Source organism: Fictibacillus norfolkensis (genome assembly GCF_014836645.1).
Taxonomy (GTDB): domain Bacteria; phylum Bacillota; class Bacilli; order Bacillales; family Fictibacillaceae; genus Fictibacillus; species Fictibacillus norfolkensis.
The window spans coordinates 330,109-354,181 of record NZ_JACSQM010000002.1 but is presented as its reverse complement, the minus strand read 5'-3'; the positions used below and the strand labels follow the sequence as shown (position 1 = coordinate 354,181).

The following is a 24,073-nucleotide window of genomic DNA, read 5'->3' as shown; positions in this document are numbered from 1 at the left end:
CAAGGTTCTGCCACCGAGAAAATAAAAAAAACAAGGAACCTCGGTTCCTTGTTTTTATATTTATAGAAACAAACCCGCAATTGCGGCAGATAAGATACTTACTAATGTTGCACCGTATAGAAGTTTTAATCCAAAGCGAGCAACTGTATTACCTTGTTCTTCGTGTAGACCTTTAACAGCACCAGTAATGATACCGATAGAAGAGAAATTGGCGAATGAAACAAGGAAGACAGAAACGATCCCAATCGTTCGATCAGACATGTCTTTCGCGTATTTTGCTAGATCAATCATAGCTACGAATTCATTCGAAACAAGTTTGGTTGCCATGATTGTACCTGCAGAAACTGCTTCTGCCCAAGGGATACCAACTAAGAACGCTACTGGAGCAAAAACATACCCGAGCATCGTTTGGAACGTAATTCCAAAAATCATATCAAACACATCGTTGATTAACGCGATTAAAGCTACGAATCCAAGAAGCATGGCACCGACGATCACAGCAACCTTAAAGCCGTCCATGATGTACTCACCAAGCATCTCGAAAAAGGTTTGTTTTTCTTCTTCAATTTCGATGATGTCATCATCTTCAGTAACTTCATAAGGATTGATGATGTTTGCGATGATGAATCCGCCAAATAAGTTGAGTACGAGTGCTGTTACAACGTATTTTGGATCGATCATAGCCATGTATGCTCCAAGGATAGAAGCGGATACAGTTGACATGGCAGAAGTACAAAGCGTATATAGGCGATGCTTTGGTAGATGACCTAATAATTTTTTTACAGAGATAAATACTTCTGATTGTCCAAAAACAGCAGAAGCCACAGCGTTGTAAGACTCGAGTCTTCCTAAGCCGTTCACTTTACTAAGCGCAAAACCGATCCATTTGATGATGAATGGAAGGATTCTGAAGTGCTGTGCGATCCCGATCAATACAGAAATAAATACAATCGGCAATAATACAGTTAAGAAAAAGGGCATCGCAGCTTCGTTCGCCAAGCCGCCGAACACGAATTCAACCCCAGCACCTGCGTAGCTTAACAACTTCTCAAACAGTTTAGAGATACCTTTTATAATGACAAGGCCAACGCCTGTATTTAATAGAAAGTATGTAAGGATAAGCTGTAGTCCAAGCATAACTAGGATCGGCTTGTATTTGATCTTTTTGCGATCATTACTGACAAGAAAGGCTAACAAGAAAACCGCTGCCACTCCAGCCAGAAAGATGATGTACTTCATTTTTCTTTTCCTCCTAAATAACTCACTTGTTGAACCTTACTATTATTAGATAATTTCCCGTTTTTCGCAACTATAAAAAATTCCTTCTTTGTTAGTAATAACCAGTTATTGAAATAAATATTTGAGTGGCAAGGATTTTTGTACTTTTAAAAGAAGTATTTAAGTGATAAACGAAAAAGGAGCGGATAATTTGAAACATGCTTTATTGGTCATTGATGCACAGCAAGAACTGATTGAGGGGAATGCGAGTGAGCAGGCGGTTTATAACAAAGTAGGATTGCTTCAAAACATAAATGTTGTTATTGAAAAAGCGAAGCAAGCAAAAGCTGCCCTTGTTTTTGTTAGAGACGTAGATGTTTCTGAGGGAAAGGGAGCAGGTTTTGAGGTTCACTCTGCAATTAATGTTCCAGAGGGTGCTCAAGTTTTTGATAAGCAGGCAACGAATGCCTTTTATAACACAGCTTTATTAAGCTATCTAAAAGAGGAGAAAATTGGTCATCTCGTTATTATGGGTTGCAAAACAGAACATTGCATCGATACTGCTGTACGATTCGCAACTGTCTCTGGCTTCGATGTTACCCTTGTTGGAGATGGTCACTCTACTTCAGATTCAGAAGTGTTAAAAGCAGAACAGATCGTAAGCCATCACAATAAAGTTTTGCATGGTCATTATAATGTCGACCATTTTTCAGTTGTGCGTAAAACGGATGAAGATCTATTTGCACCCATTCACGATAACTATCGATCAGAATAGATTTTAGCGCTTTAGCATAACGTTTGTCTTGAAACGATTGTACACGTATGATGAATGATGAAAGAGCAAAATCTGAGGAGGTTTATTATGAATCAATTAACAATTCAAAACTTTGAACTAGCGAGAAGCTTCTTCCTTAAGCAATTGGATGGAATGGATGAGTCAGCAGCAGATATTCAACCTGATGGGTTCAATAATAACATCCGCTGGCACATTGGACACGTCCTCACGACTGCGGAATACTTCATGTTTGGGTTCCCGGAACATTCTGCTAATCTACCAACGCGCTATGTTGACCTATTTAATAGAGGAACAAGTCCTGCAGATTGGAAAGGTGAGGTTCCTACACTTAAAGAACTCAAACAGCAGTTAGAAGAACAGTTAGTACGTGTAAAAGAGATGCCAGAAGAACGCTTGTTTGAAAAACTGGAGAAACCAGTATTCAATTTAACTACTTTTGGTGAGCTTGTAAATTTCACTGTTTTTCACGAAACTTATCACCTTGGACAAATGCATGCGATAAAAAGAATTATCGAAAATCAAACAGCTAAACAAGCTTAGTTGTAAATACAAAAAACAGTGAAGCCCTTAAATAAGGTTTTCACTGTTTTTATATATGTACTTTATGTACAGAAATATGCTATTATAGAAAAGACGCACTAACTCATTATTTTTATTTATAATTGTCCCTAATTATATTATACGATAAAATAGGAACGTGTGTCAACGATTAACTAATTAATTTTTTTGTAGGGGGAAATCGGATGACAACATGGGATCAGGAACAACGAAATGAACAAAAGCGTGTAGATCAAGTAATTCATAAACTTTCTGATGCAACAGATAAACTTCAAGATCATCTCGGAGGAAAGAAGGCAGATGTTGTTCAAATCAGAAAGAATTTTTGGTCTGATGTGACAGTTAACTTAGAAGATGCCGACGATGCAATTGAAACGGCAGCTAGCATCAAGCAGCAGTCAGAGTTATTATCTGAGATTGAAAGAAGTCACACGTCTGCAGAAGCTCGACTTAAAACTTATGAAAAATTAAAAAGCTCCCCTTACTTTGGTCGAATTGATTTTAAAGAAGACGGTGAAGAGGAAACAGAACAAGTTTATATTGGAATAGCCTCCTATTACGATGAACCTTCAAGTACGTTCCTTGTTCATGATTGGCGTGCGCCGATATCGAGTCTGTATTATGATCACTCTCTTGGCGGAGCTGATTTTCGTGCACCGAGTGGTACCATTGAAGGAGAGTTAAAGCTAAAACGACAATTTATGATTAAGAATGCTCATATAACAGGAATGTTTGATACGGGAGAAGCGATCGGGGACGAATTGTTACAGCACGTATTAGGCAACCAAGCGAATACACAAATGAAAAGCATTGTGGCGACAATTCAAAAAGAACAAAATGCTATCATACGAAATACAGCAAGTGATTTACTTGTTGTTCAAGGTGCAGCAGGATGCGGGAAGACATCAGCGGCTCTTCAGCGAGTAGCCTTTCTGTTGTACCGAGATCGAGAAACCATTCAGTCGCACCATGTTGTATTATTTTCGCCCAACAATATGTTCAACAGCTATGTAGCCAACGTATTGCCAGAACTGGGCGAGGAGAACATGGAACAAACAACGTTTCAAGCTTATGTGGACCATCACTTAGGAGGAGACTACTCGATAGAAACGCCTTTTGAACAGATGGAAGAGCTTTTATCTGAACAAGGAGATTCAAAGCGTGTAGAAGCGATACAGTTTAAAGCCTCTGTTGAATTTCTAGAAGCGATCCATCGCTATGCTGAGCAGTTAAGTACATCGGGTATACAATTTTTGAATGTGAGATTTCGAGACCGCATTGTGATTCGTGCTAAACAGATCAGTGAATACTTCTATTCTCTCGATCAGAAAGAAACCCTTCCTTATCGAATGAAAAAGACGGTGGCTTGGATTTTAGAAGAGCTGAAGAAAATAGAACGAAGAGAACGCAAGAAACCATGGGTTGAAAAAGAGATACAGCTTCTTGATAAAAATGTATACACAAGGTTGTATGAGAAGTTAGAGGAACGAAATAAATATGGAGCTGACTCATTTAATGATCTTTCAAGTGAACAAAAAGTGCTTTCGGCTTATGTAACTCGAATTGCCTTTAAATCGCTTAGAGAAAGCATCGAACGGTTTTCGTTTATAGATATAAAAAGCTTATATGCTAAGTTGTTTCAGAAAAATAAACGATTGATTGAGGACGTGAGCACTTGGAACGAAATCTGCAATCAAACGTTGTTTAATTTGAAACAGAACTATTTAGCGAATGAAGATGCCACTCCGCTATTATATGTAAAAGAATTATTAGTAGGTTTTCAGTCGAATGCAGCAGTACGTCATGTTTTTATTGATGAAGCACAAGATTTTTCACCGTTTCAGTTTGCTTTCATTCAGCGGGTCTTTCCTAGAGCAAATCTAACGATACTAGGTGACTTGAACCAATCTATTTACGCGCATGCGTCAGATGAAACGTTCAGTATGCTCAAAAACTTATTAAACAAGAAAAATCCTGAAACGATTACACTACAAAGAAGTTATCGCTCTACAAAAGAAATCGTAGAGTTTACGAAAAGTCTTTTGAAAGATAGTAATGAGATTATTCCATTTAATCGTTCTGGTGAAAAACCTGTTATAGCAGCAGTAAAACGTGAAGAAGATCATCTTAACCAGGTTAAGCATCTTATAAGAGATTGGTTGAGAAAAGGCCATGAAACAATAGCTGTGATCTGCCGTTCAGCTAAAGAGAGCAAGGCTGTCTATGAGAAGCTTAAAGATAATATAGAGGTAAGACTTATGATTGATGAGGATGCTTCTTTTCAAAAAGGAGTAATCGTCATTCCATCATACTTAGCCAAAGGAATTGAATTTGACGCAGTAACAATATTTGATGCATCAGGTTATCAAATTGAACGAGAACGTAAACTGTTTTATACGGTTTGTACACGTGCGATGCATGAGTTAACCGTTTTTTACTCAGGAAAACCATGTCCATTTATAGAAGGAGCATCCGAGAGTTTGTATGAGGTTGTTCAGTAATTGTATTGATCCGTTGTTTCTTTAAAGAAGCAGCGGATCTTTTTCTTATCCCAAATTCTTTTTTATTTTTGTTGTTATCTAAAGGCTGTTTTCGTATACTTTGTTGCTTTTGGAAGCGTTGATTTCCGTTCCAGGCTGCTCGCTTTCCACGGGGCAGGCGGTGAGCCACATTCGAACGTTTCACTCTTAAGTGTCTCACCTGCCAGCCTGTCCCGTAGGAGTCTCGCACCTTCCACTCCAATCAACAGTCAAAGAGGTAAATACAAAAGATTTAAAAGTAATAATCTTTTAGAAAATAGCCATCTAAAAGATTGTTGCTATTGATTTTGCTTTCTTCTTTGCAAATTGGTTGTAGCGGAAGGTTGCCGACTCCTACTAGCGCAAGGCGGCAGGAGGCTCACCATACGCCCAGTGGAAAGCGAGCAACCTGAAGCGGAAACCAGCAACTTTTAAAAGCACTCAACAATGAATACGAAAACACTCATTATTTTTGCTTTCTTTATTTTAGGGTAACGATAACAAAAAGGAGGAAAAGGAAATGGCTTTTGATTATGATCTTGATTTTGATAATATCGATTTCCGAAAACATCCTGAAAAGTATCGTGTTGGCCGTGGTGAGCAGGGAGTATTATTAGTGGAACCTTATAAGAGTGAGATCTTGCCGCATTGGCGCTTTAAGACCCCAGAAGAAGCAGAAAAGTCTTCTAAGAAAATCTATGAACAGTTTCTAGAATATAAGAAAAACAAAGACTTTGTTGGAGCAGATATGGCGAGGAAGTTTTTACAGATGGGATATACACGCGCAAGGCGGTACACGAACTATAAAGGCGGAAGGAAATACAATGAGGAGGGTGAAGTGAATAAAAGGAAGATTGATCCCGTGAAAGCAAAGTCAGCCGCAATCTTTGAGGAGAAGTGGAAATTAGCACGAACAGATGAGGAATATCTGAAGATGAAAAAAGCACATCAAAAAGAATTTGGTTAAGCATCTCCTTATAGCAAGGAGATGCATTTTTATATTCATCTTATGATTACAGACCTTCTCCTATACGGTCACTGCCTCAGTTTCAGAAACAAACTCTCCAAAAACTAATTTTTCAAGTGGTGCAACATGTGTTACAAATTCGTCTAAACGTTCTTTCATCTCTGGATCTTGGTCGAAGTCCTCCATCGTCATGCGTGCATGTTCTTCAGATTGGAAGCGAAGAAGGCCGATCCAAAGTTCTTCTCCTTCTTCAACTTGCAGTTTTTCAGAAATAGAGGAGAATCCATAATTTTTTGGTGATGTGGATAATTTGAAAATCTGTTCTGTCACACCTCCGTATTCTTGAAATTTTTTATTTGATCTCGATGATATTTCAAGAAATTTTTCTTTCACTTCAGGTTTTAATTTATAAAAATATACGAGTAGGTATGCCATCATTTAACCTCCGATTTTTTTAACCATTTTGATAAGACTATATCTATTACTATGCGGGGTCTGTCCCAGTGCAACAAGTGTGTCGTGTTTGGCACTATATGTAGTTCACCGTTTGCGTTATTTCTAAACGTTTCAGCGGTCTGCAATCTCATTTCAGACAATCGCTCAGGTACGGTGGCGACAAGTAAAGTGATACCTGGTGGAAGAAGATGATAGATATCTTCTGTTTCGTTTAGATGCATGCCAGCGAACTTTACCTTCTCTTTCGATACCTAGATCTTGAACTGCGATATTTTTTAACGGTGACCACATCAAATAGTTTTCTTTTTCAGCTAGAAAAAAGTCATTCCAAGAATCGAACACGTACTCATCAAAATCTTTTTCATAATGATCCATTTCTTCTTCTAGAGAGGAAGACCAAATACGCTTTGTTTGATAGCCGCCATCGATTAATATCGTATCCAAAACATGTTCAGGATAACGGACCAAATAGTGAAGAGCTAGAAAACTTCCCCATGAGTGGGACAAGAGATAGAAATCGCTTACATTTAACTGATCTAACAAACCTTGAAGCCATTCAACAAGTCTAGGCATCTCATAATCTATAGCCGAGTTAAAGGGCTCAGATCTCCCGTGTCCTGGAGCATCAAACGCAATGATTTTAAAATTCTTCTTTAATTCCTCAGCTGCTTCTAGAAAGCTAAGGCTCGTACTTCCTAATCCGTGTAAGCAAACAATAGTAGGATTGTGAGCTTCACCCCATTCTGTAAGGTGGACTGTTTTTTCTTTGTACGTGATTAAAGACCTTCTCATCACTTTTCCAACTCCTGATTAATCGATAAGTGTTCCGTTTCATTCACTTAGTGAAGTTTTGTATCTTTCAATAGTATCATATTATTATAAAATCGTTTGAATAGTTTGAAAAGAACTAAAGGATATTGAACCATTAAATGGTAATATTATGGTGGGAAGTTATTTAAAAAGGGGGAGCGTTAAATGGATAGCAACCAATATGTAAAGCGAAGTTCGTTGCTGCTGCTTGCTATATTTCCTGTATTAATAGTGGGTTATTATTTTGCAGTAAATCATGAGAATCTGTTCTTTCTATATGAGTGGACGTTAATAGTGGTTGTACTTGGAGCAGGTTTAATGTCTTTAATCGGTAGCATTAAAACAAAAGAAAAAGAAAAGTGGGTCTTACTTTCAATATTAGCATTTTGTGTTCAGTTTGCAGTTTTAGGGTTGTTTTTAGGCCCGTTGCATTATTATTCTATGTTTTTTGTGTATTACCTAGCAACAATACTAGGGATGACTGTTTTTGGAATCACGCTCTCTAAAGTGGATAACTATCGATTTATCTCTGTTATCTTTATGATAATTTCTGTGCTGCTCACTGTATACATGATTCTTCTACAATCGTTATGGGGGCAAGATCTAACGTAAAGAAAGCGGGGGATTAAGATGTTACCGTGTCTAAAGAGAATAACGGTGATCACTTGTAGTCTGCTTTTATTATTAGCGGGGTGTACTTCATTCCGCTCCTCTAATGAAGTAAAAGTGACTTCTGAAATGAATGAGTTGATCTCGGATTATATCATCCAACATTATGAAGGGGTATATCCTGAAACGGATAAAGAGTTTGAAGTTCATAAGATCTATGGAGCGAAGGAAACTGGAGGAGTGACATCGGTCTATCTATATTCTTTGTTCTCGGGCTTTAACGAGAAAACGAAGACTGAGGGACAGTCCGGTCATTCCGTTCCTGCTGTAATCAAACTCAGAAGTGAAGGCGGCAAGTATGTGATCTCACATTATAAGGAACCAAGGGATGGAGCTGACTTTAAACGATCATTGTATAAAATCTTTCCGAGAAAATACGCAGGAAAAGCATTAGAAGACACGAAAAATTCTGCTGGTCTTCAGGAGAAAATGAAGCAAAAAGCAGAAATGTGGCTAAGAAAATAGCATCATTTATGTTCACAAAACGTCCTAAGGAAAAGTGATTCAAATCACATATTCTCTTTTATCATTCTTTTACGATAGAGTTGTAGGAAGAATATAAGGGGGAATTGACATGCTACAGCAAAGAACCATTGAAATTATTAAGTCAACCGTACCTGTTTTACAGGTACACGGAGAAGCGATTACTTCCCGTTTTTATGAAATGCTGTTTCAGAAGCATCCTGAGCTTTTGAATATCTTTAACCATGCAAACCAGAAAAAAGGCCGTCAACAAGCTGCATTAGCAAACGCCGTATACGCAGCAGCAGCTAATATTGATAAGCTTGAATCCATCATTCCGGTCGTAAAAGGGATCGCCCATAAACATCGTAGTCTAGGCGTGAAGCCAGAGCACTATCCTGTGGTCGGTGAAAACCTGCTTCTTGCTATTAAAGATGTGCTAGGCGATGCTGCAACAGATGAGATCATCAATGCTTGGGCGGAAGCATATGGAGTGATCGCTGATGTCTTTATTGGGATTGAACGTAACATGTATGAAAATGCGGTTTGGGAAGGCTTCAGACCTTTTGTTGTAACACGTAAAATAGAAGAAAGCACTGTAATCACGTCCTTTTATTTAGAGCCGGAAGATAAAATAGCACTTGCAAAATTTAAGCCAGGCCAATATGTGAGTATCAAGATGGATATACCAGGTCAGGTAAACACACATATCAGACAATACAGCTTGTCTGACGCTCCAGGACAGAGCAGTTATCGCATCTCTGTTAAAAAAGAAAGCGGTACGGATACAGTCGATGGAATGGTTTCCGTTTATTTGCATGAGCGTGTTAAAGAAGGAGACATTCTTCATTTAAGCGCTCCAGCTGGTGATTTTTATTTAAATACAGACAGTAAAAAGCACGTTGTCCTTATTAGTGGTGGTGTGGGGCTTACCCCTATGGTAAGCATGCTGAAAACGATAGCAAGTGAACAGCCAGAACGAGAGGTTACATTCGTTCATGCTGCAATCAACGGCCAAGCACACGCTTTAAAGGAAGAAGTTATAGATATTGCAGAAGCTTCAGATCATATCACTACACATTTTGTATATGAAAGTCCGTTAGATGAAGATTTAGGTTACACGAAGAGGGGCTACATCGATCAAACTTGGTTGAAGGAGATCTTACCTTTAAACGATGATGCAGAATATTATTTCTGTGGCCCGATTCCATTTATGAGAGTGATAAATACAGCTCTTCTAGCGTTGAATGTACCAAAAGAGAACATTCATTATGAGTTCTTTGGCCCAGCATCAGATCTCGAGAAGGAAAGTATCAAGGCATAAAGAAGCAAAACACCTTCCTGAACATGGAAGGTGTTTTGCTATTTAGGCGAGTGATAGTGAAAGCGTTGTATCATTGATTTACGTTTAACTAGGAGAAGGATTAACAAGGAGATTAAACTGATTAAGATGATCCATGCACCTAAATAGATGCCACCGATGGTAAATGCTCTAGAGATTTTCACAGAAAAAAAGATCCACCCTACAATGCCAATGGAACCTATACATAAGTTAAGCATCATACTGACAAAGAAGTGGGGAAGCACCATACCCGTATGTGTGACAGTAAACTTTGCGTATCTATAGCTGATCGGTAACCCGAGCAGAAGGAACAAGGTATAAAAAATGACGTTAAGGTCTGCTTCGCTCAAAGAGTTCACTCCTTTTTATTTCTTTATTCAGAACGAACGAAAAACATACCAAATACGAATGACTCGATAAGGTAAATCTTTTCCTCACCGAGTCATTCGTATTTATTAATTATCTGTTCCTGTTTTCATAATCCTATCAAACTGCTCTTGAGACAATTTCTTAACTGGCACAGGATTTTTTGTCTTTTTTACTCTTCGTGTTCTTTTCGTGTAAGCACCTTTTGCAAGGTATTGACGTTTCATCGCTTCAACCATAAAGTTCAACGCGAGTATGGTGATAGCAAATCCGGCGAGTGGAGCAAAAACGATCCACCGATCACCACGTATTTGGTAATAGTTTGCACCAATCATGCTCGACCATTCGTTAATCATGGCGACAGGCACGGTATTATTTTCTAGTGGATCAAGAGTGATGAAGTCAGTTCCACCGATAAAAACTTGTAATATGCCAAGATGTGCCCCTAGTAAAAGAGTAGCGATCAGCTGTTGGCTATACAAAATACTTAAACGTGGTCTAAGATGCGGCAGGACATGTTTACGAAGTGTATGTAATCTGCTGCCGCCTAGAACTTTTACAGAAGAAATAAACTCATTTTCTAAAAACTTAGACGTTTCATTAGCGACTGTTACCATAATAGGAGGTACAGCGATAATAACCAAGAGTATGACAGCGAATATCGTCTGTATATCACGTGGTAGAGACCATGTGAATATCTGAAGTACAGGGTACAATAGCAAATAGGCGATAATCGTAGCCGGAGCATAGTAAAACGATTCAAATAGCTTACTCAACGTGTTAAGGATGAATTTAGGCAATTGACTAATAACAAGGCCAAGGAAAGTTCCAAAGAATAGTCTCGCAAAAGCAATAAAAAATGCTACGCCAAGTGTATATTTTGCGCCATCGATCACCTTGTGTAAGATACTGACACCAAAACGATCGGTTCCAAAAGGCATATCTTTAAAAGGTGCAATAGGTGCACCATCTATAGCATTTTTATTTTCATCGTATCTAATCTGCATAACTGGCTGTTTATCATTGGGTACGAAATTAGAATAAATGATACTCCCGAAAAAGAGGGAAACAATGATTAAAAACCCTGAAAGAAAAAGCGGACTTTTCCAAACTGTCATTTTAAGCCACCTCTTCTTCAGTGCGTCCTAATTTATGAGAAAGAATGTACGAGACGCCTGTAAATAATAAATAGAATGGTACAAACATTAATAGAATGCTAACTGTAATTACTTCTGGCGTAGTTGGTCCATTATCGAGCATGAAGTCTGTTATTCCTGGTATGGCCATAATAGTTTCAACCATAAATAAAGTGGAAATCAATAACCAATACACGGTCTTCGAGTAATAAAAAAGACTGAACAGTGAATTTCTAAGCATATGAACATATAGAATAAGCGCATATCTTAATCCTTTTGCACGTGCGAATTCAACATATGTCTTAGAGTCTTCGTCATCTAATAAAAATAACAGTGTTCTTGTTAAAAACAGACTTGGAATGATGGCCAAGCATAGAATCGGGATAAAATAGGTGGGATTTTGGTCGCTGTGAGCGATTGGGAACAAAAGAGTTCCAGTATTCCGAAAGTATAGAATCATTCCATATTGTATCATCACGACTATAAAAATATCAGGCAATGACTCTAGTGAAAAAAAGACAAAACGAACTCCCTTTTGAATTTTGTCTGGCAAGGTTTTAACGATTAAAGCAAGTATTAACGATGATGATATAGCCAATGTAAATGCACCGATCACTAGTTTCACTGAATAATAAAATGGGGTTAAAATGGTTGGAAACAGAAGTTTGATCTGTTGATATTCATAATACTCTACATTCGAAAAGGTGATGAGTCTCAGCATTAACGAACCGATATTCTCTAGATAGTTTCTAAAGAAAAGACCCAAATCTTGATCTAAAAATAACGCATTCTTTATTGCTCCGGACTCCAATAAGCGTGCGACAGCTTCAATACCTTGAACATTGCTGAAGAAAAGGTAAGGAAGTGCACCAATGAAAAAAACACCTACGATCGGCATCAAAAAATAAACAATGCGCCGAAGGACAAGTAAATACATAAAATTTCCCCCTGAATCTCTCTATCTCTTTTTTATCTAATAAAGTTAACTATAATCATTCGACATAATCCATTATTTTCCTCCGTGCAGAGATAAAAAAAGCTCCCACTGGGGGGAACGTTATTTGAGTATGCTTAAGTATGTTTTCCATGGACCAACATCCATATCGTAGCGTTTAGCCAGAACCCTACTAATCTGGTTGATGTGTGTAAGATCATGGACTGCCCAAGTTGATAGTAATTGCTCTAAAGTAACGGAGCCAAACTCAGGGTGGAATCCAGTTCTGTTTAAATCAAAGGGGTTAACTTTAAAAGCGTTTAATTGGTATAAACTCTGTTGCCTGCTCTGATTGAATTCCCGTAGAAGCTCATCAATCCCTGCTTCCTTTTCTAAGTGAGAGAATCGATCAAAGGGTGGAAGGGGTTCGTTATCATTGTTTGAGAGAATGCTGCTGATTCGTGGAATCCAATTATGCTTCTCGCATTCGATCAGGTGAGCGACAACTTCAAGAGAATTCCACGAATTACCGCTCTCGTTGCTGCTTAACCATTCATGAGAGAGCCCTGATAACAAGTGTGTTAAAACGGCAGGGGTACGTTCTAGAATTTCATGAGCTTCACTTTGTTTAAAGTTCATGTTTTTAATACTCCGTTCTGCGATGAGATAAAATTATCCATTCTTTTTATAACACTTTTAACCGTATCAATAGACGTTAGGATATCGTTGTCCACTTCAAGTGCATGGTTTGCACCAGGGGGGATCATACACTCTAATGATGGGTTAAGTATGATTTGTTTCATTTTTTCTATGTCATAAAAGGGGTCTTTATCACCGATTATGCAGAGTCCCTCTTGTTTACACTTTCTCATCGTTTCAAAAACAGGTGCATCTATTAAACGGGGTGTTAACCATATAGCTTTTGTGTCGTTTATAGGCAAAAGCTCTAAAACAATAGGCATGGCCATCGTGCCAAAGGATTTCCCTAACACGTAATATGAATTATAGTTCGTGTGATCAAGCACTTCATGTAAGACAGCAGAAACATCTTTAATTAGTGCTGAAGTAAGTTCTTCAAAGCTAAAGTCTTCATAATCTGCTGAATAATAAGGGTAATTTACATGCAATACATCATATTCTTTGTTTAAAAAAGCTCCTGAAGAAAAATGAAACAATGGTGATTTAACAGTGTAACCTATTCCAGGAAGCATGATAGCTAACCCTTTTGGATTCGCTGTTTTACTTTGTATGACATAAGGGATTTTCATCTGTTCATAACCCAGTACAGATCGAGAAATTTCTTTCATATCCTAACCTCCGTTTTTATTGAATGGTATCGTACAAGTCGATTTCTAATTGATCACCTACATTAAAGGTATGAAATATCTCGATGTGCCAATTTTTAAGTAGTCTGATATATCCATTCTTTTGTATCCAATTGTGCAATATTTCGTAGCTGTTTTTAATTTCATCGTTTCTTCCTATATGTTTGGTCACTGCATATTTTTGAGGTGGTATGGTTAATTCCACCATGTCAGCCGGAACATCTTCATATTTTTCTACTTCAACACAAACCCAGTATCCATCTTCTTGTTTAGTTTGTGCATCAACGACGAACGCACCTATTTGTTTTGATGAATCCACGACATGCTGAATGGACTGTAATTGTGATCGCAGCGCAGTTGAAGCTTTAGGGATTTCGTGAATGTATTGATTTCCCTCGCATAGTACCCTTAATCCAACTAACTTTATTTCTTTCCGTTCTTCTACAACGGGTGTTTCATAAACTGCTTTGTTTTTCATAGCAAAAACTCCTTTTTAACTATTTACTACTTTCTTCTCGTAAAAGAAATCATTATCCTTTATTTTCCTAATAAGAGGATTGATTTCCTGATATTATCAGTTTTCTCCTACCTTTATACCGTTTGTTATGAAAGCGCATACAACCATTGACGCAAAAGGCTGTAATCTCCTTATTTATTTCATTCAAACGTGATAAACTATTGGTGAAACGTTTCGACTGACTATTTTCTAAGTATGGAGAGGAGCAACGCGTCCATGAAAACAAGTAAAATAATAAGCTTTGTATTGATGTTCAGTTTGATTGCGAATGTTTTTGTAACTTCATCAGCGTCCGCAACTGACAGAGGAAAAGATTATGCTTTTCAAATGGAATTGAAAGCTATCGCTAAAAAGACTTATAAGTTTTATCAAGATCACACCGATCCAAAAACAGGTTTGACTTATGATGAAACTCGATACACAGCAGAAGGTAAAAACGACGCAACACACACATCTCCTACAAATATTGGGATGTATATGATGAGTACGATCTCCGCTCAAGAATTAGGTATCATCTCTAAAAAGGAAGCGGTAAAACGCATACAAGTAACATTAAATACACTTGAAGATCTCGAAAAGTGGAATGGCTTATACTACAACTGGTACAACACAAAAGATGGTTCGGTTAAAAAGGACTGGGGTCAATTCATCTCACAAGTGGATAACGGCTGGCTGTCTGCAGGGTTGATTGTAGTTGGACAAGCTTATGATGAGCTGAATCCGCAAACAAGTAAGCTCGTTGAAAACATGAATTATACGACTCTATATGATCCTGAAGTAGGACAGTTCCGCGGGGGATATGACGTTGCAGAAGGAAAGCTTACAGATCATCATTATGGTTTGTTTAACACAGAACCACGTGTAGCAAGTTATATCTCTATCGGTAAAGGCGATGTGCCGAGCGAGCACTGGTGGAAGATGTATCGTACGATGCCAAAAGAATGGGACTGGCAAGCACAGATTCCAGAAGGTGAAACTCATGAATATGATGGTGTTTCTGTCTTTGAAGGACATTACGAATACAACGGTGTAAAATTCGTTCCGAGCTGGGGCGGAAGCATGTTTGAAAGCCTTATGCCTGGAATCGTTTTAAATGAGGTGGAACTTGGCAAGAATGCACTTGGGCTGAACAACAAGCGTCATGTTGAATTACAGCAAGCTTTTGCAGAAGAAAAAGGATATAAAGCATGGGGCTTCTCTCCATCAGCAACACCAGATGGTTACAGTGAGTTCGCAGCTACACCACTAGGAACTTCTGGATACAAAGATGGCGCGACCGTTACTGCTCATGCGTCCTTCTTAGCATTAGATTATGATCCAAAAGCTGTTCGAAAAAACATTAAAGCATTAAAAGAGCTCGATACGTATAACAAGTACGGATTCTATGATTCTGTAAACGTGGAGACGGGCGAAATCGCTAAAGCTTATTTAGCACTCGATCAGGGAATGATTATGGTATCAATCGCTAACTATCTAAAAGATGGTGTGATCCGTGACTACTTCCATCAAGATCCGATTGGTAAGAAGCCAGAGGATCTGTTGAAAAAAGAAAAGTTTTCTATACAGTAATTGTTTGCAGCACCCGATTCCAGATGGAAGAGGGTGTTTTTTGTTGGACTCAGCTTGCTTTGAATGATATCAGGTGGAAAAGTAGAGGTTACCGGTGGTCAGCAGTGATTCATAGGTTGTCAGTATGAATTTATCAGTGAAACCGTGACGTTTATCGGTGAAAAGATAACTTTTAGCGGCGAACGTGTAAGAAAAATAAAAACACGTACCGTAAACGAGGATAAAAGGGTCCAGGATTTTTATGTGGAATTTATTTTTAGTGACAGCTGTACCTATCATTTATTCAGCTGGAAATTTAAAAGTGGAAGTGAAGAAAAGATGTGTACAAGTTTTGTTTGGCAAGAAGATCGAATATATATTGGAATGAACTTTGATATATCTGAGAGGCCTATTAAAATGACTGTGTCAGGAGACCACAAGCTAATTATTCTACAACAAGAAGGCGGGCGTTTCTTGCCTGCCATAGGCTTCAATAAGAAGGGAATCTTTATGAACCTTCATATGGTGAACTCGAATGAAGAGGGTAAATATACGAGGAACAAGAACTCTGTTCATATGATGAGACTCTTTGATGAGGTGTTGTCTGAAAAAGTAAAAACGTCAGTGCTACCTACATACCTTCAAGAAAAAGCAATCGTGAATGTTCCAGATTATAGTGTTCAAAGTTTGATAGTTGCTCCAGATAAAAAGTCATTCATAGTAGAGCCTGGAAGAAAATATATAGGTACAGATCAGCTAGAGGATGATTTTATGGTTCTTACAAATTTTTCGGTTCGAGATGCGATGGAACATGATGATGAAACCTTACAAGGACCAGGAAGTGACCGCTATCTTGTAGCTTATGATGAACTGCAAAATAGCAGAGGTCACTTTTCAGTTGAAAAAGGGTTAACCATTCTGAAGCAAACCGTTCAAAGGGAAGGTGACTATCCTACACAGCTTTCTATGATCTATAGTCCAGAAGATGAGAGCGTTTATTTTTCTCTTAATGCAGATTTTAATAGACTTTATAAGTTCTCTTTCTCGGATATGAGGATAACAACAGTGAGCGGATTTGAGCGTGATTTTGGTTTGTTAGTAAAGAAAAAAGGGATTTTATTGTCAGAGCTGGAGGGTTGGAATTAAAAGTACTTAATAATAGAGGCACTTTAAAAATATGCAGAAGGTGTATTTTGTTTTTTATAGGCTGTAATACTTGATTTATAGTCCTTCAAAAATATTTATGGTCCTTTAAAATTTTTTATAGTCCTTCAAAATAGTTTATAGGCTTTTCGACAAAATATCATTTTCTTAAATGAAATGATAGTGGGGGTATCTATGAAGAAAGCATCAGAGAAAAGATTAAACGCTTTTTTAATATTAACTGGTAGCCTGTTCTTGTACTCTATCTTTTCAAAAGTTTATCATTTGGACAGCATCATTAATGATATTGTTTATGCTTCAGGTTTTACAATAGCTATTGTCATCCATCACTATTATAGAATGAATATCAAGAGTGAAAAGGTAGATTCATAAAAATAAAAAAGAACCCCTCGATTACATATTCAAATCGAGGGTTCTTCAACGTTCTTTCTATTTCATCCCTGAAATGGTATAGCCTTCTATAATATGCTTTTGGAAGATGATGAAGATAATGACGATTGGAACAACCATGAACGTCGAACCTGCCATCTGCAACGCGAAGTTTCCTCCATACTGCCCTTTTAGAAGACTTAACCCAACAGACAATGTGTACAGACTTTCGTCGTTCGCGATGATCAACGGCCATAAGAAGCTGTTCCATCCCGCGATAAACGTTAGAATTCCTTGAACGGCCATGATCGGTTTTGAAATAGGCAGAACGAGCTGCATGAACACGCGGAACTCACTCGCTCCATCTAGACGAGCGGCTTCAAGCAGTTCGTCTGGGATAGTAGACATGAACTGGCGGAACAAGAAGATGCTGAATGCACCAACTAATCCTGGCAGAACGACACCAGCCATCGTGTTCGTCAAGCCCATCTGGTTTAAGATTAAATAAACAGGAATCATCGTTACTTGTCCTGGAATCATCATGGTTGCTAAGACAAGGTAGAAAAGCTTTTCTCTTCCTTTAAACTTGTACTTCGCAAACGCATATCCAGCCATCGCATTAAAGAAAAGTCCGACAAAAGAACAGAGGACGATGATGATCGTATTTCGCAAATAAACACCAAAGTTCATGTTCTCAAACAGGTAGATGAAGTTCTCCGTTGTAAAGGTTTCAGGCCACAGAGTCGGTGTGAGCTGAAGGACTTCACTTTCAGGTTTGAAAGCAGAAAGAATCATCCAAATAAATGGGATGGCAACTAAAAGGCCGCCAAGCGTTAAGACGATTCCTGCGATCCATTGTTGAATTTTGTATGCTTTCTTCGCATCAGATACTTTTGTTTTCATGTTCTCACCTCACGTCCTAAATATCGGTATCTTTCTTTTGTAATCGGAACTGAATCATCGTGATGATGATAATGGTTACAAACAGGACAAATGATCCTGCAGCTGCATAGCCGAAGTTGCTGAGCTGGAATCCGTTGCGGTAGATGAAGAGAGCAACAGAAGTGGTGCTATCCAGCGGTCCGCCGTTCGTCATAACGAATGGTTCTTCGAAGAACTGAATCCATCCAATCATCGTTGTGATCGATACGAAGAAAATGGCATAACGAAGAAGAGGAATCGTAATCTTCGTAAGCTGTTTCCAGTTGTTCGCACCGTCTAATTGAGCTGCTTCATAATACGTTTTCGGAATACCTTGTAAAGCTGCTAAGAAAATAATCATGTTCACACCGATCGCGCGCCAAACGGCTAATGCGATCAAGGATCCTTTGGCGATCGTAGGGTCTTGTAACCATGGTATAGCAGGAATGCCGACTAGACCGAGCAGATAGTTGAACAGACCGAACTGCGGGTTGTATAGGTACGTCCACACTACAGCTACTGCTACAACGTTTGTGATTGAAGGCATATAAAAAACAAGACGAAAAGCCTTGAAGATGCGCGCTGTACCAAAGTTGATCAAAAGAGCGATACCAAGTGAACATGCGATAACGAGAGGAACACCAAATACGACATAAAAGACAGTGTTACCGATTGATTTTAGAAAAATAGGATCTTTAAAGATATTGATATAGTTCTCGATTCCAATAAAGCTAATATTTGAATAGTCTGCAAGTCCAGCTAGGTCAATATCTGTAAAACTAATCACCAATGCAAGAACAATGGGAAAAAGAGAGAATAAAGCCAATAATAGAAGCGCTGGTCCAATGAAGAGGTAAGGAGTCGTTTTTGAATAGCTTTTCATGTTTTCACATCCTTCATCGTTACCCGTGTTGATGATAAAAAGGTAACGAGCAGGATAACCTGCTCGTTATACCCGGATCAACAGGATTTATTTCTTTAAGATCTCTTCAGCTTTTTTGTCGAAGTTATCTAATTCCTTCTGAACATCTGCTCCGCCTCTGTAGATCTTCTCAAAGCTCTTTAAATAAGATTGAGCGATTTCTTCCCATTGCTTAATGACAGGCATCGGTTGTGAGGCTTCCATCTGTTCACCGAACGCTTTGTAAAATTCATTTCCAGTAAGAGATTCGTCTTCCCATGCTTTTTGTGTTGCCGGAAGAGAATTCGTCATCTCCATCCATTTAAGTTGTGTTTCAGGCTTACTCATATATGCTGCGAATTTTAACGCTTCTTTTTCGTGCTTCGTATGTTCGAATACAGAAAGGTTAGATCCACCTAGTGCTGAAATGTTATTTTCTTTTGCTGGAAGAACAGCCGTACCCCATTTACCTTTAAGCTCAGGAGCTTGGTCGTTGATCAGCTTAATCATCCAAGGACCACTGATGAACATTGGCAGTATCCCGTCTCCACGGAAGCCTTGAACGATGTCCATTCCTAGTTCTTCTTTTGGAGCTGCTCCGCTTTCATAGAAGCTGTTCAAGTACTCAACCGCTTCAACAAATTTAGGATCATTGAATTTAGGATCATTGTTTGCTCCTAATAGTTCAGCGCCGTTTTGGCGAGCGAACATGAAGGACAAGCTTTGTTCTTTTGCATCGATCGAAATTCCATATTTTCCTTTTCCACGGTCAGCTAGCTTATCAGCCGCTTCCTTCAACTCGTCCCATGTTTTTGGAGCTTCTTTAAATCCAGCTTTCTCAAGTAGATCTGTACGATAGTAGAGCAAACGAGTATCAACGTACCAAGGTACACCAACCATTTTGTTATCAAACTTAGTCGTTTCAACAGAACCTTCAAAGAAATGTTTTGGATCTAGTTCCGGGTAATCTTTAACATGAGGTGTTAAATCTTTTAATGCTCCAGCTGATGCAAATTCCGGAATCCAAGTTGTACCCATCTGAACAACATCAGGTCCTTTTTTGGAAGCAACTGCTGTTAATAGCTTATCGTGTGCTTGATCCCAAGGAAGGGCTTGCACTTTAACATCGATCTTTGGATTTTCTTTTTCAAATTCTTCGGCAATCTTAGGAAGTGATTTTGCTTCTTCACCCATTCCCCAAACCGTAATTGTCGTTTTTCCATCTTCTGAACCTGAAGAGCAGCCAGCTAATACGCCAGATAGGACAAGTGCACCAACCATTGACGTAACCATCGATTTTTTAAACCAACGTTTTTTCATGTGAGTTCCCCCTAAAATTTGCTTGTGAAAGCAATACAATTTTTATTATTCCCGAATTTTCTTTGAGATTATTGTTGAAACGTTTCGATAAGCACATTATAATTCAAGTTGTAATCGTTTACAACATGGAATTTTCAAAAAGAGATTAGCTTCCATAATTTGTTGGAAGCATAAGGGTTTATATCCTGTTTTCCTTGTTCTAAAAGGGCATGAAGAAGATTAGGTTATGAGGTTCAAAAAACTAGAAACTCTCTTGAATTCAATTGAAACGTTTCGATAATGCTTTCTTTTATTCAAAAAGAGTTTGAAAGTTTCATGTTTATTTCAACAACAATTGTTTTCATTAAGTTAAAAGCCAAATAGCTTTATATAAGAAATGAGGGATAGACAATGACAACATTAACGAAAGGGAACATCACGATTAAAGCTGGTGACTTTACATTTGCGTTCTTAAGTACTGGTGATATCTACAAAGTTTCCCACCATGATACGATGATCAACCAATGGATGAGTAATCCGATCGATGGTTCTTTAAACAATCTTTATCTACGTGTCTTTAACAGTGAGGGTATTCAAGTAACCCCACTTTTAGGTAGTAAATCTAACAGCACCGTTTCGTATAATGAGAATCAAGTTTTTTGGAGCGGTACATTTCAAGACATTTCATATGTAGTCACTTTTTCATTAAAAGAAAGTGGTATATGGTTTTGGGATGTTGAACTCGAAGGAAAAGCTGAGAAGGCTGATATTATTTATGGCCAAGACGTGGGGCTAGCTCATATAGGAGCTGTTCGAACAAATGAAGCATTCATCGCTCAGTATGTAGACCATGGAGTATTTGAAGATGATAAGCTGGGTTATGTTATCTGTTCGCGTCAAAATCAGCCTAATGGAAAAGCCTTTCCTTACCTGCAACAAGGATCGTTAACGAAATCTGTTGGCTATATAACAGATGGTTTTCAATTCTTCGGTACTTCATATAAAGAAACGGATGTACCACAAGCACTTTATAAGGAAAACTTAGAAAGTGAAGTGTATCAATACGAATTCGCTTATATTGCACTTCAATCAGAGCGATTTGTACTTAATGGTAGGCATCACATCAATTTTTATGGATGCTTTAAAGAGGATCAACAGGAAGCTGTTACGTCTATTGATTTTAAGGATGAGATAATTGCTACTTGGAATGAAGTACAGGGTCAACCACAAAAAGATGCGACTATACTTGAAAAGATCAACCGCAATGACCAGTTTGACGGAACATTAAAAACAGTGGATCTTTCAATGGAAGAAGTGGCAGCTCTTTTTCCGGAGCGTATTTTAGAAGAATATGAGGGAGAAACGCTTCTATCCTTTTTTACTCCGACCTATGAACATATCGTTTTAAAAGAAAAAGAAAGAATCGTAGAGCGACCTCATGGACATATTCTCGTTACAGGAGATAACATATCATTAAAAGAGGACACGATCACGACTACTTCTTATATGTATGGAATTTTTAATTCTCAGTTAGTAGTAGGAAACACTTCATTTCATAAGATGATGACGAATGCACGTAATGCGTTGAATGTTATGAAAACATCGGGTCAACGAATCTATGTTGAGTTAGATGGGCAGCTGAAATTATTAACGATGCCTTCAATATTTGAGATGGGCTTTAACTATACTCGATGGTTTTATAAAACGGAAGATGAGATGTTCATCATCACAAACTACACAACTGTCGATACACCAGAGGTAGAGCTGCATGTTAAGGCTATGAGCGGAAAGACTTACCGGTTTGTTGTAACGAACCAAGTATCCATGAATAATCAAGAATACGAAGTGCCATTTAAGATGGAAAAAGAAGATGAAGTTCTTTCGTTATTCGCGGATGCTGCTTCAGACAGTGCGAAAACGTATGAAAATTTAAGCTATCGAATGAAGATTACGGGTACCGAGTGGAACGTAACAGACGAGACAATCTTTGGGGATAACATGGATCGTGGATCTGCTTCTCTTGTGGTTTGTGACCTTGAACCAACAAATGAGTGGGGAATCTCTCATCAAGGTCTAATCGACGGGAAGAAGATTCCATTCACAAATAAGACGATTGAAAATGAAATCGAGCGTTACCGTAAATTTATACAAAATACGAATCGTGGATTCCGTTTGACGAAGGATGGAGTCGAGACACACGATCTTCAGAAGATGAACGCGTTAGCGCATTGGTACACGCACAACATGCTGATTCACTATTCTGTTCCGCATGGTCTTGAGCAATATGGCGGTGCAGCGTGGGGAACTCGTGATGTTTGCCAAGGACCTGCTGAATACTTCTTAGCAACTCAGCATTATGGTGCAGTAAAAGACATTTTGCTTACTGTATACTCTCATCAGTTTGACGAGACGGGTAACTGGCCACAATGGTTCATGTTTGATCAATACTTCAAAATTCAGCAAGATGAATCACATGGAGATATTATCGTATGGCCATTGAAGTTAGTGACAGATTACCTTGCAGCAACGAATGATTTTGATATCTTGCGTGCAGAAGTACCTTACACGTCGAACAGTGATTTCAATTTTACTGAGAAAAAAGAAACATTATTACAGCATATTCAAAAACAGATTGGTTACATGAAAGCGAACTTTTTGCATGATACGCACCTTTCCTCATATGGAGACGGTGATTGGGATGATACGCTTCAACCTGCGAATCCACAGCTTAAAAAATACATGGTGAGTTCATGGACGGTTGCGTTAACGTATCAAGTCATGACTCAGTTCTCACAGCAATTAAAGCATGTGGACGAAGTAGAGGCTGTTAAACTAAGCGAGCTCGCTAAAAACATTAAGACAGACTATCAAGAACATATGTTAGGCACAGATGTAATCCCTGGATTTGTTTACATGGAGGATCCAAAATCACCAAAACTAATGCTTCATCCTAGTGATAACACGACAGGTATCAACTATCGATTATTACCGATGACGCGCAGTATGATCGCAGAATTGTTAACACCTGAACAAGCGGAACAGCACCTTGATCTGATCATGGATAAATTTTATTGCCCAGATGGCGTAAGGTTAATGGACAAACCTGCTCATTATAAAGGCGGTGTGAGTACGCATTTTAAACGTGCAGAGCAAGCATCAAACTTTGGACGAGAAATCGGACTTCAATATGTTCATGCTCATATTCGTTTTGTTGAAGCGATGGCGAAGCTAGGTAGAAAAGAAGAAGTGTGGAGTGGATTGGAGAAGATCAATCCTGTTATGATTCAAGAAAAAGTTCCAAATGCAGAGCGACGTCAGAGTAATGCTTATTTCTCAAGTTCTGATGGCGATTTTAAAACTCGCTATGAAGCGCAAGAACGTTTTGGCGAACTGAAAGATGGCAAAGCAAAAGTTAAAGGTGGATGGAGAATCTATTCTTCTGGTCCTGGAATCTACATGAACCAGTTGATCTCAAATTGTTTAGGTATTCGTCCACAAGGGGAGAACCTAATCATTGATCCAATATTAACAGAAGAAATGAACGGCCTTGAATTGCAGTATATGATCGATGGGAAACCTGTGAAATTGGTATTCCGAGATCGTGGTGAGGAAAGTAATAGGCTCATCGTTAATGGCCAAGAAATACAAAGTAATACGTATCATAACATCTATCGAGATGGTGGTGTGAACGTGAATCGCTCTGAATTTGTAAATAAATTGTCAGCAGACGTGAATACCGTAGAGATTTATTCATAACCATTCGTTATAATAAAGGAAACGTTTGCAACATGAGAGA

22 protein-coding genes and 1 pseudogene are annotated in these 24,073 nt (G+C 38.4%); 11 read left to right on the top strand and 12 right to left on the bottom strand.

All coding sequences use genetic code 11. The annotated features are described in order from the left end of the window. Positions 1-60: 60 nt before the first annotated feature. Entirely contained in the window at positions 61-1,239 is a 1,179-nt protein-coding gene (locus H9648_RS06175; protein ID WP_144702219.1) for a NupC/NupG family nucleoside CNT transporter, read from the bottom strand. Positions 1,240-1,429: 190 nt separating this feature from the next. Here H9648_RS06175 and H9648_RS06170 point away from each other — a divergent pair, with 190 nt between their 5' ends. From H9648_RS06170 to H9648_RS06155, 4 genes are all read left to right on the top strand, one after another. Continuing rightward, positions 1,430-1,993, top strand: a complete 564-nt coding sequence (locus H9648_RS06170; protein WP_191753013.1) for a cysteine hydrolase family protein — start codon at positions 1,430-1,432, stop codon at positions 1,991-1,993. A gap of 87 nt (positions 1,994-2,080) precedes the next feature. Then, positions 2,081-2,554 carry a DinB family protein gene (locus tag H9648_RS06165; RefSeq protein WP_191753012.1) on the top strand — a complete coding sequence of 158 codons (474 nt, stop codon included), beginning with the start codon at positions 2,081-2,083 and terminating at the stop codon, positions 2,552-2,554. Between the two features lie 203 nt (positions 2,555-2,757). Next, positions 2,758-5,073 carry an RNA polymerase recycling motor HelD gene (gene helD / locus H9648_RS06160; protein ID WP_191753011.1) on the top strand — a complete coding sequence of 772 codons (2,316 nt, stop codon included), beginning with the start codon at positions 2,758-2,760 and terminating at the stop codon, positions 5,071-5,073. Positions 5,074-5,611: 538 nt separating this feature from the next. Then, complete coding sequence (locus H9648_RS06155) at positions 5,612-6,058, top strand: DUF4385 domain-containing protein (protein ID WP_191753010.1); 447 nt, start codon at positions 5,612-5,614, stop codon at positions 6,056-6,058. A gap of 60 nt (positions 6,059-6,118) precedes the next feature. Here the strand turns inward: H9648_RS06155 and H9648_RS06150 are convergent, their stop codons facing one another. Then, positions 6,119-6,496, bottom strand: a complete 378-nt coding sequence (locus H9648_RS06150; RefSeq protein ID WP_191753009.1) for a DUF1428 family protein — start codon at positions 6,494-6,496, stop codon at positions 6,119-6,121. After that, positions 6,493-7,306: pseudogene (locus H9648_RS06145) on the bottom strand (alpha/beta fold hydrolase). The gene H9648_RS06150 and the pseudogene H9648_RS06145 overlap by 4 nt, the downstream one beginning before the upstream one ends. A 183-nt stretch (positions 7,307-7,489) precedes the next feature. Here H9648_RS06145 and H9648_RS06140 point away from each other — a divergent pair. The 3 genes from H9648_RS06140 (at position 7,490) to hmpA (ending at position 9,779) form a co-directional block, all read left to right on the top strand. Further along, entirely contained in the window at positions 7,490-7,936 is a 447-nt protein-coding gene (locus H9648_RS06140; RefSeq protein WP_191753008.1) for a hypothetical protein, read from the top strand. Between the two features lie 18 nt (positions 7,937-7,954). Next, positions 7,955-8,458, top strand: coding sequence for a hypothetical protein (locus H9648_RS06135; protein ID WP_191753007.1), 504 nt, complete (start codon positions 7,955-7,957; stop codon positions 8,456-8,458). Positions 8,459-8,567: 109 nt separating this feature from the next. Beyond that, positions 8,568-9,779 carry an NO-inducible flavohemoprotein gene (gene hmpA, locus H9648_RS06130; protein ID WP_191753006.1) on the top strand — a complete coding sequence of 404 codons (1,212 nt, stop codon included), beginning with the start codon at positions 8,568-8,570 and terminating at the stop codon, positions 9,777-9,779. 38 nt (positions 9,780-9,817) lie between these two features. On the opposite strand, the gene H9648_RS06125 is transcribed toward hmpA, so the two are convergent. The 6 genes from H9648_RS06125 to H9648_RS06100 form a co-directional block, all read right to left on the bottom strand. Beyond that, positions 9,818-10,147: a hypothetical protein gene (locus tag H9648_RS06125; RefSeq protein ID WP_191753005.1), complete on the bottom strand. Its 330-nt coding sequence runs from the start codon at positions 10,145-10,147 to the stop codon at positions 9,818-9,820. Positions 10,148-10,252: 105 nt separating this feature from the next. Then, entirely contained in the window at positions 10,253-11,281 is a 1,029-nt protein-coding gene (locus H9648_RS06120; RefSeq protein ID WP_191753004.1) for an ABC transporter permease, read from the bottom strand. Position 11,282: 1 nt separating this feature from the next. Beyond that, the gene (locus H9648_RS06115) at positions 11,283-12,236 is read right to left on the bottom strand and encodes an ABC transporter permease subunit (protein ID WP_191753003.1); all 954 of its coding nucleotides are present in this window, start codon (positions 12,234-12,236) and stop codon (positions 11,283-11,285) included. Between the two features lie 120 nt (positions 12,237-12,356). Continuing rightward, a complete protein-coding gene (locus H9648_RS06110) occupies positions 12,357-12,872 on the bottom strand; it encodes a DinB family protein (protein ID WP_191753002.1) in 516 nt (171 codons plus the stop codon). Beyond that, positions 12,869-13,540 carry an alpha/beta fold hydrolase gene (locus H9648_RS06105; protein ID WP_191753001.1) on the bottom strand — a complete coding sequence of 224 codons (672 nt, stop codon included), beginning with the start codon at positions 13,538-13,540 and terminating at the stop codon, positions 12,869-12,871. The genes H9648_RS06110 and H9648_RS06105 overlap by 4 nt, the downstream gene beginning before the upstream one ends. Before the next feature lie 16 nt (positions 13,541-13,556). Beyond that, positions 13,557-14,036, bottom strand: a complete 480-nt coding sequence (locus H9648_RS06100) for a GyrI-like domain-containing protein (protein WP_191753000.1) — start codon at positions 14,034-14,036, stop codon at positions 13,557-13,559. A gap of 255 nt (positions 14,037-14,291) precedes the next feature. Between H9648_RS06100 and H9648_RS06095 the strand changes: the two genes are divergently transcribed. From H9648_RS06095 to H9648_RS06085, 3 genes are all read left to right on the top strand, one after another. After that, on the top strand, positions 14,292-15,644 hold the full coding sequence (locus H9648_RS06095) for a glucoamylase family protein (RefSeq protein WP_191752999.1): 1,353 nt from the start codon (positions 14,292-14,294) through the stop codon (positions 15,642-15,644). Positions 15,645-16,040: 396 nt separating this feature from the next. Then, a complete protein-coding gene (locus H9648_RS06090; RefSeq protein WP_191752998.1) occupies positions 16,041-16,769 on the top strand; it encodes a hypothetical protein in 729 nt (242 codons plus the stop codon). 192 nt (positions 16,770-16,961) lie between these two features. After that, positions 16,962-17,159, top strand: coding sequence for a hypothetical protein (locus H9648_RS06085; RefSeq protein WP_191752997.1), 198 nt, complete (start codon positions 16,962-16,964; stop codon positions 17,157-17,159). A 57-nt stretch (positions 17,160-17,216) separates the two neighbouring features. Here the strand turns inward: H9648_RS06085 and H9648_RS06080 are convergent, their stop codons facing one another. The 3 genes from H9648_RS06080 to H9648_RS06070 form a co-directional block, all read right to left on the bottom strand. Next, on the bottom strand, positions 17,217-18,059 hold the full coding sequence (locus tag H9648_RS06080; RefSeq protein ID WP_191752996.1) for a carbohydrate ABC transporter permease: 843 nt from the start codon (positions 18,057-18,059) through the stop codon (positions 17,217-17,219). Positions 18,060-18,075: 16 nt separating this feature from the next. Then, positions 18,076-18,960 carry a carbohydrate ABC transporter permease gene (locus H9648_RS06075; RefSeq protein ID WP_066392036.1) on the bottom strand — a complete coding sequence of 295 codons (885 nt, stop codon included), beginning with the start codon at positions 18,958-18,960 and terminating at the stop codon, positions 18,076-18,078. 87 nt (positions 18,961-19,047) lie between these two features. After that, complete coding sequence (locus H9648_RS06070; protein ID WP_191752995.1) at positions 19,048-20,298, bottom strand: sugar ABC transporter substrate-binding protein; 1,251 nt, start codon at positions 20,296-20,298, stop codon at positions 19,048-19,050. Between the two features lie 390 nt (positions 20,299-20,688). Between H9648_RS06070 and H9648_RS06065 the strand changes: the two genes are divergently transcribed. Next, positions 20,689-24,033, top strand: coding sequence for a GH36-type glycosyl hydrolase domain-containing protein (locus H9648_RS06065; RefSeq protein ID WP_191752994.1), 3,345 nt, complete (start codon positions 20,689-20,691; stop codon positions 24,031-24,033). Positions 24,034-24,073: the final 40 nt, after the last annotated feature.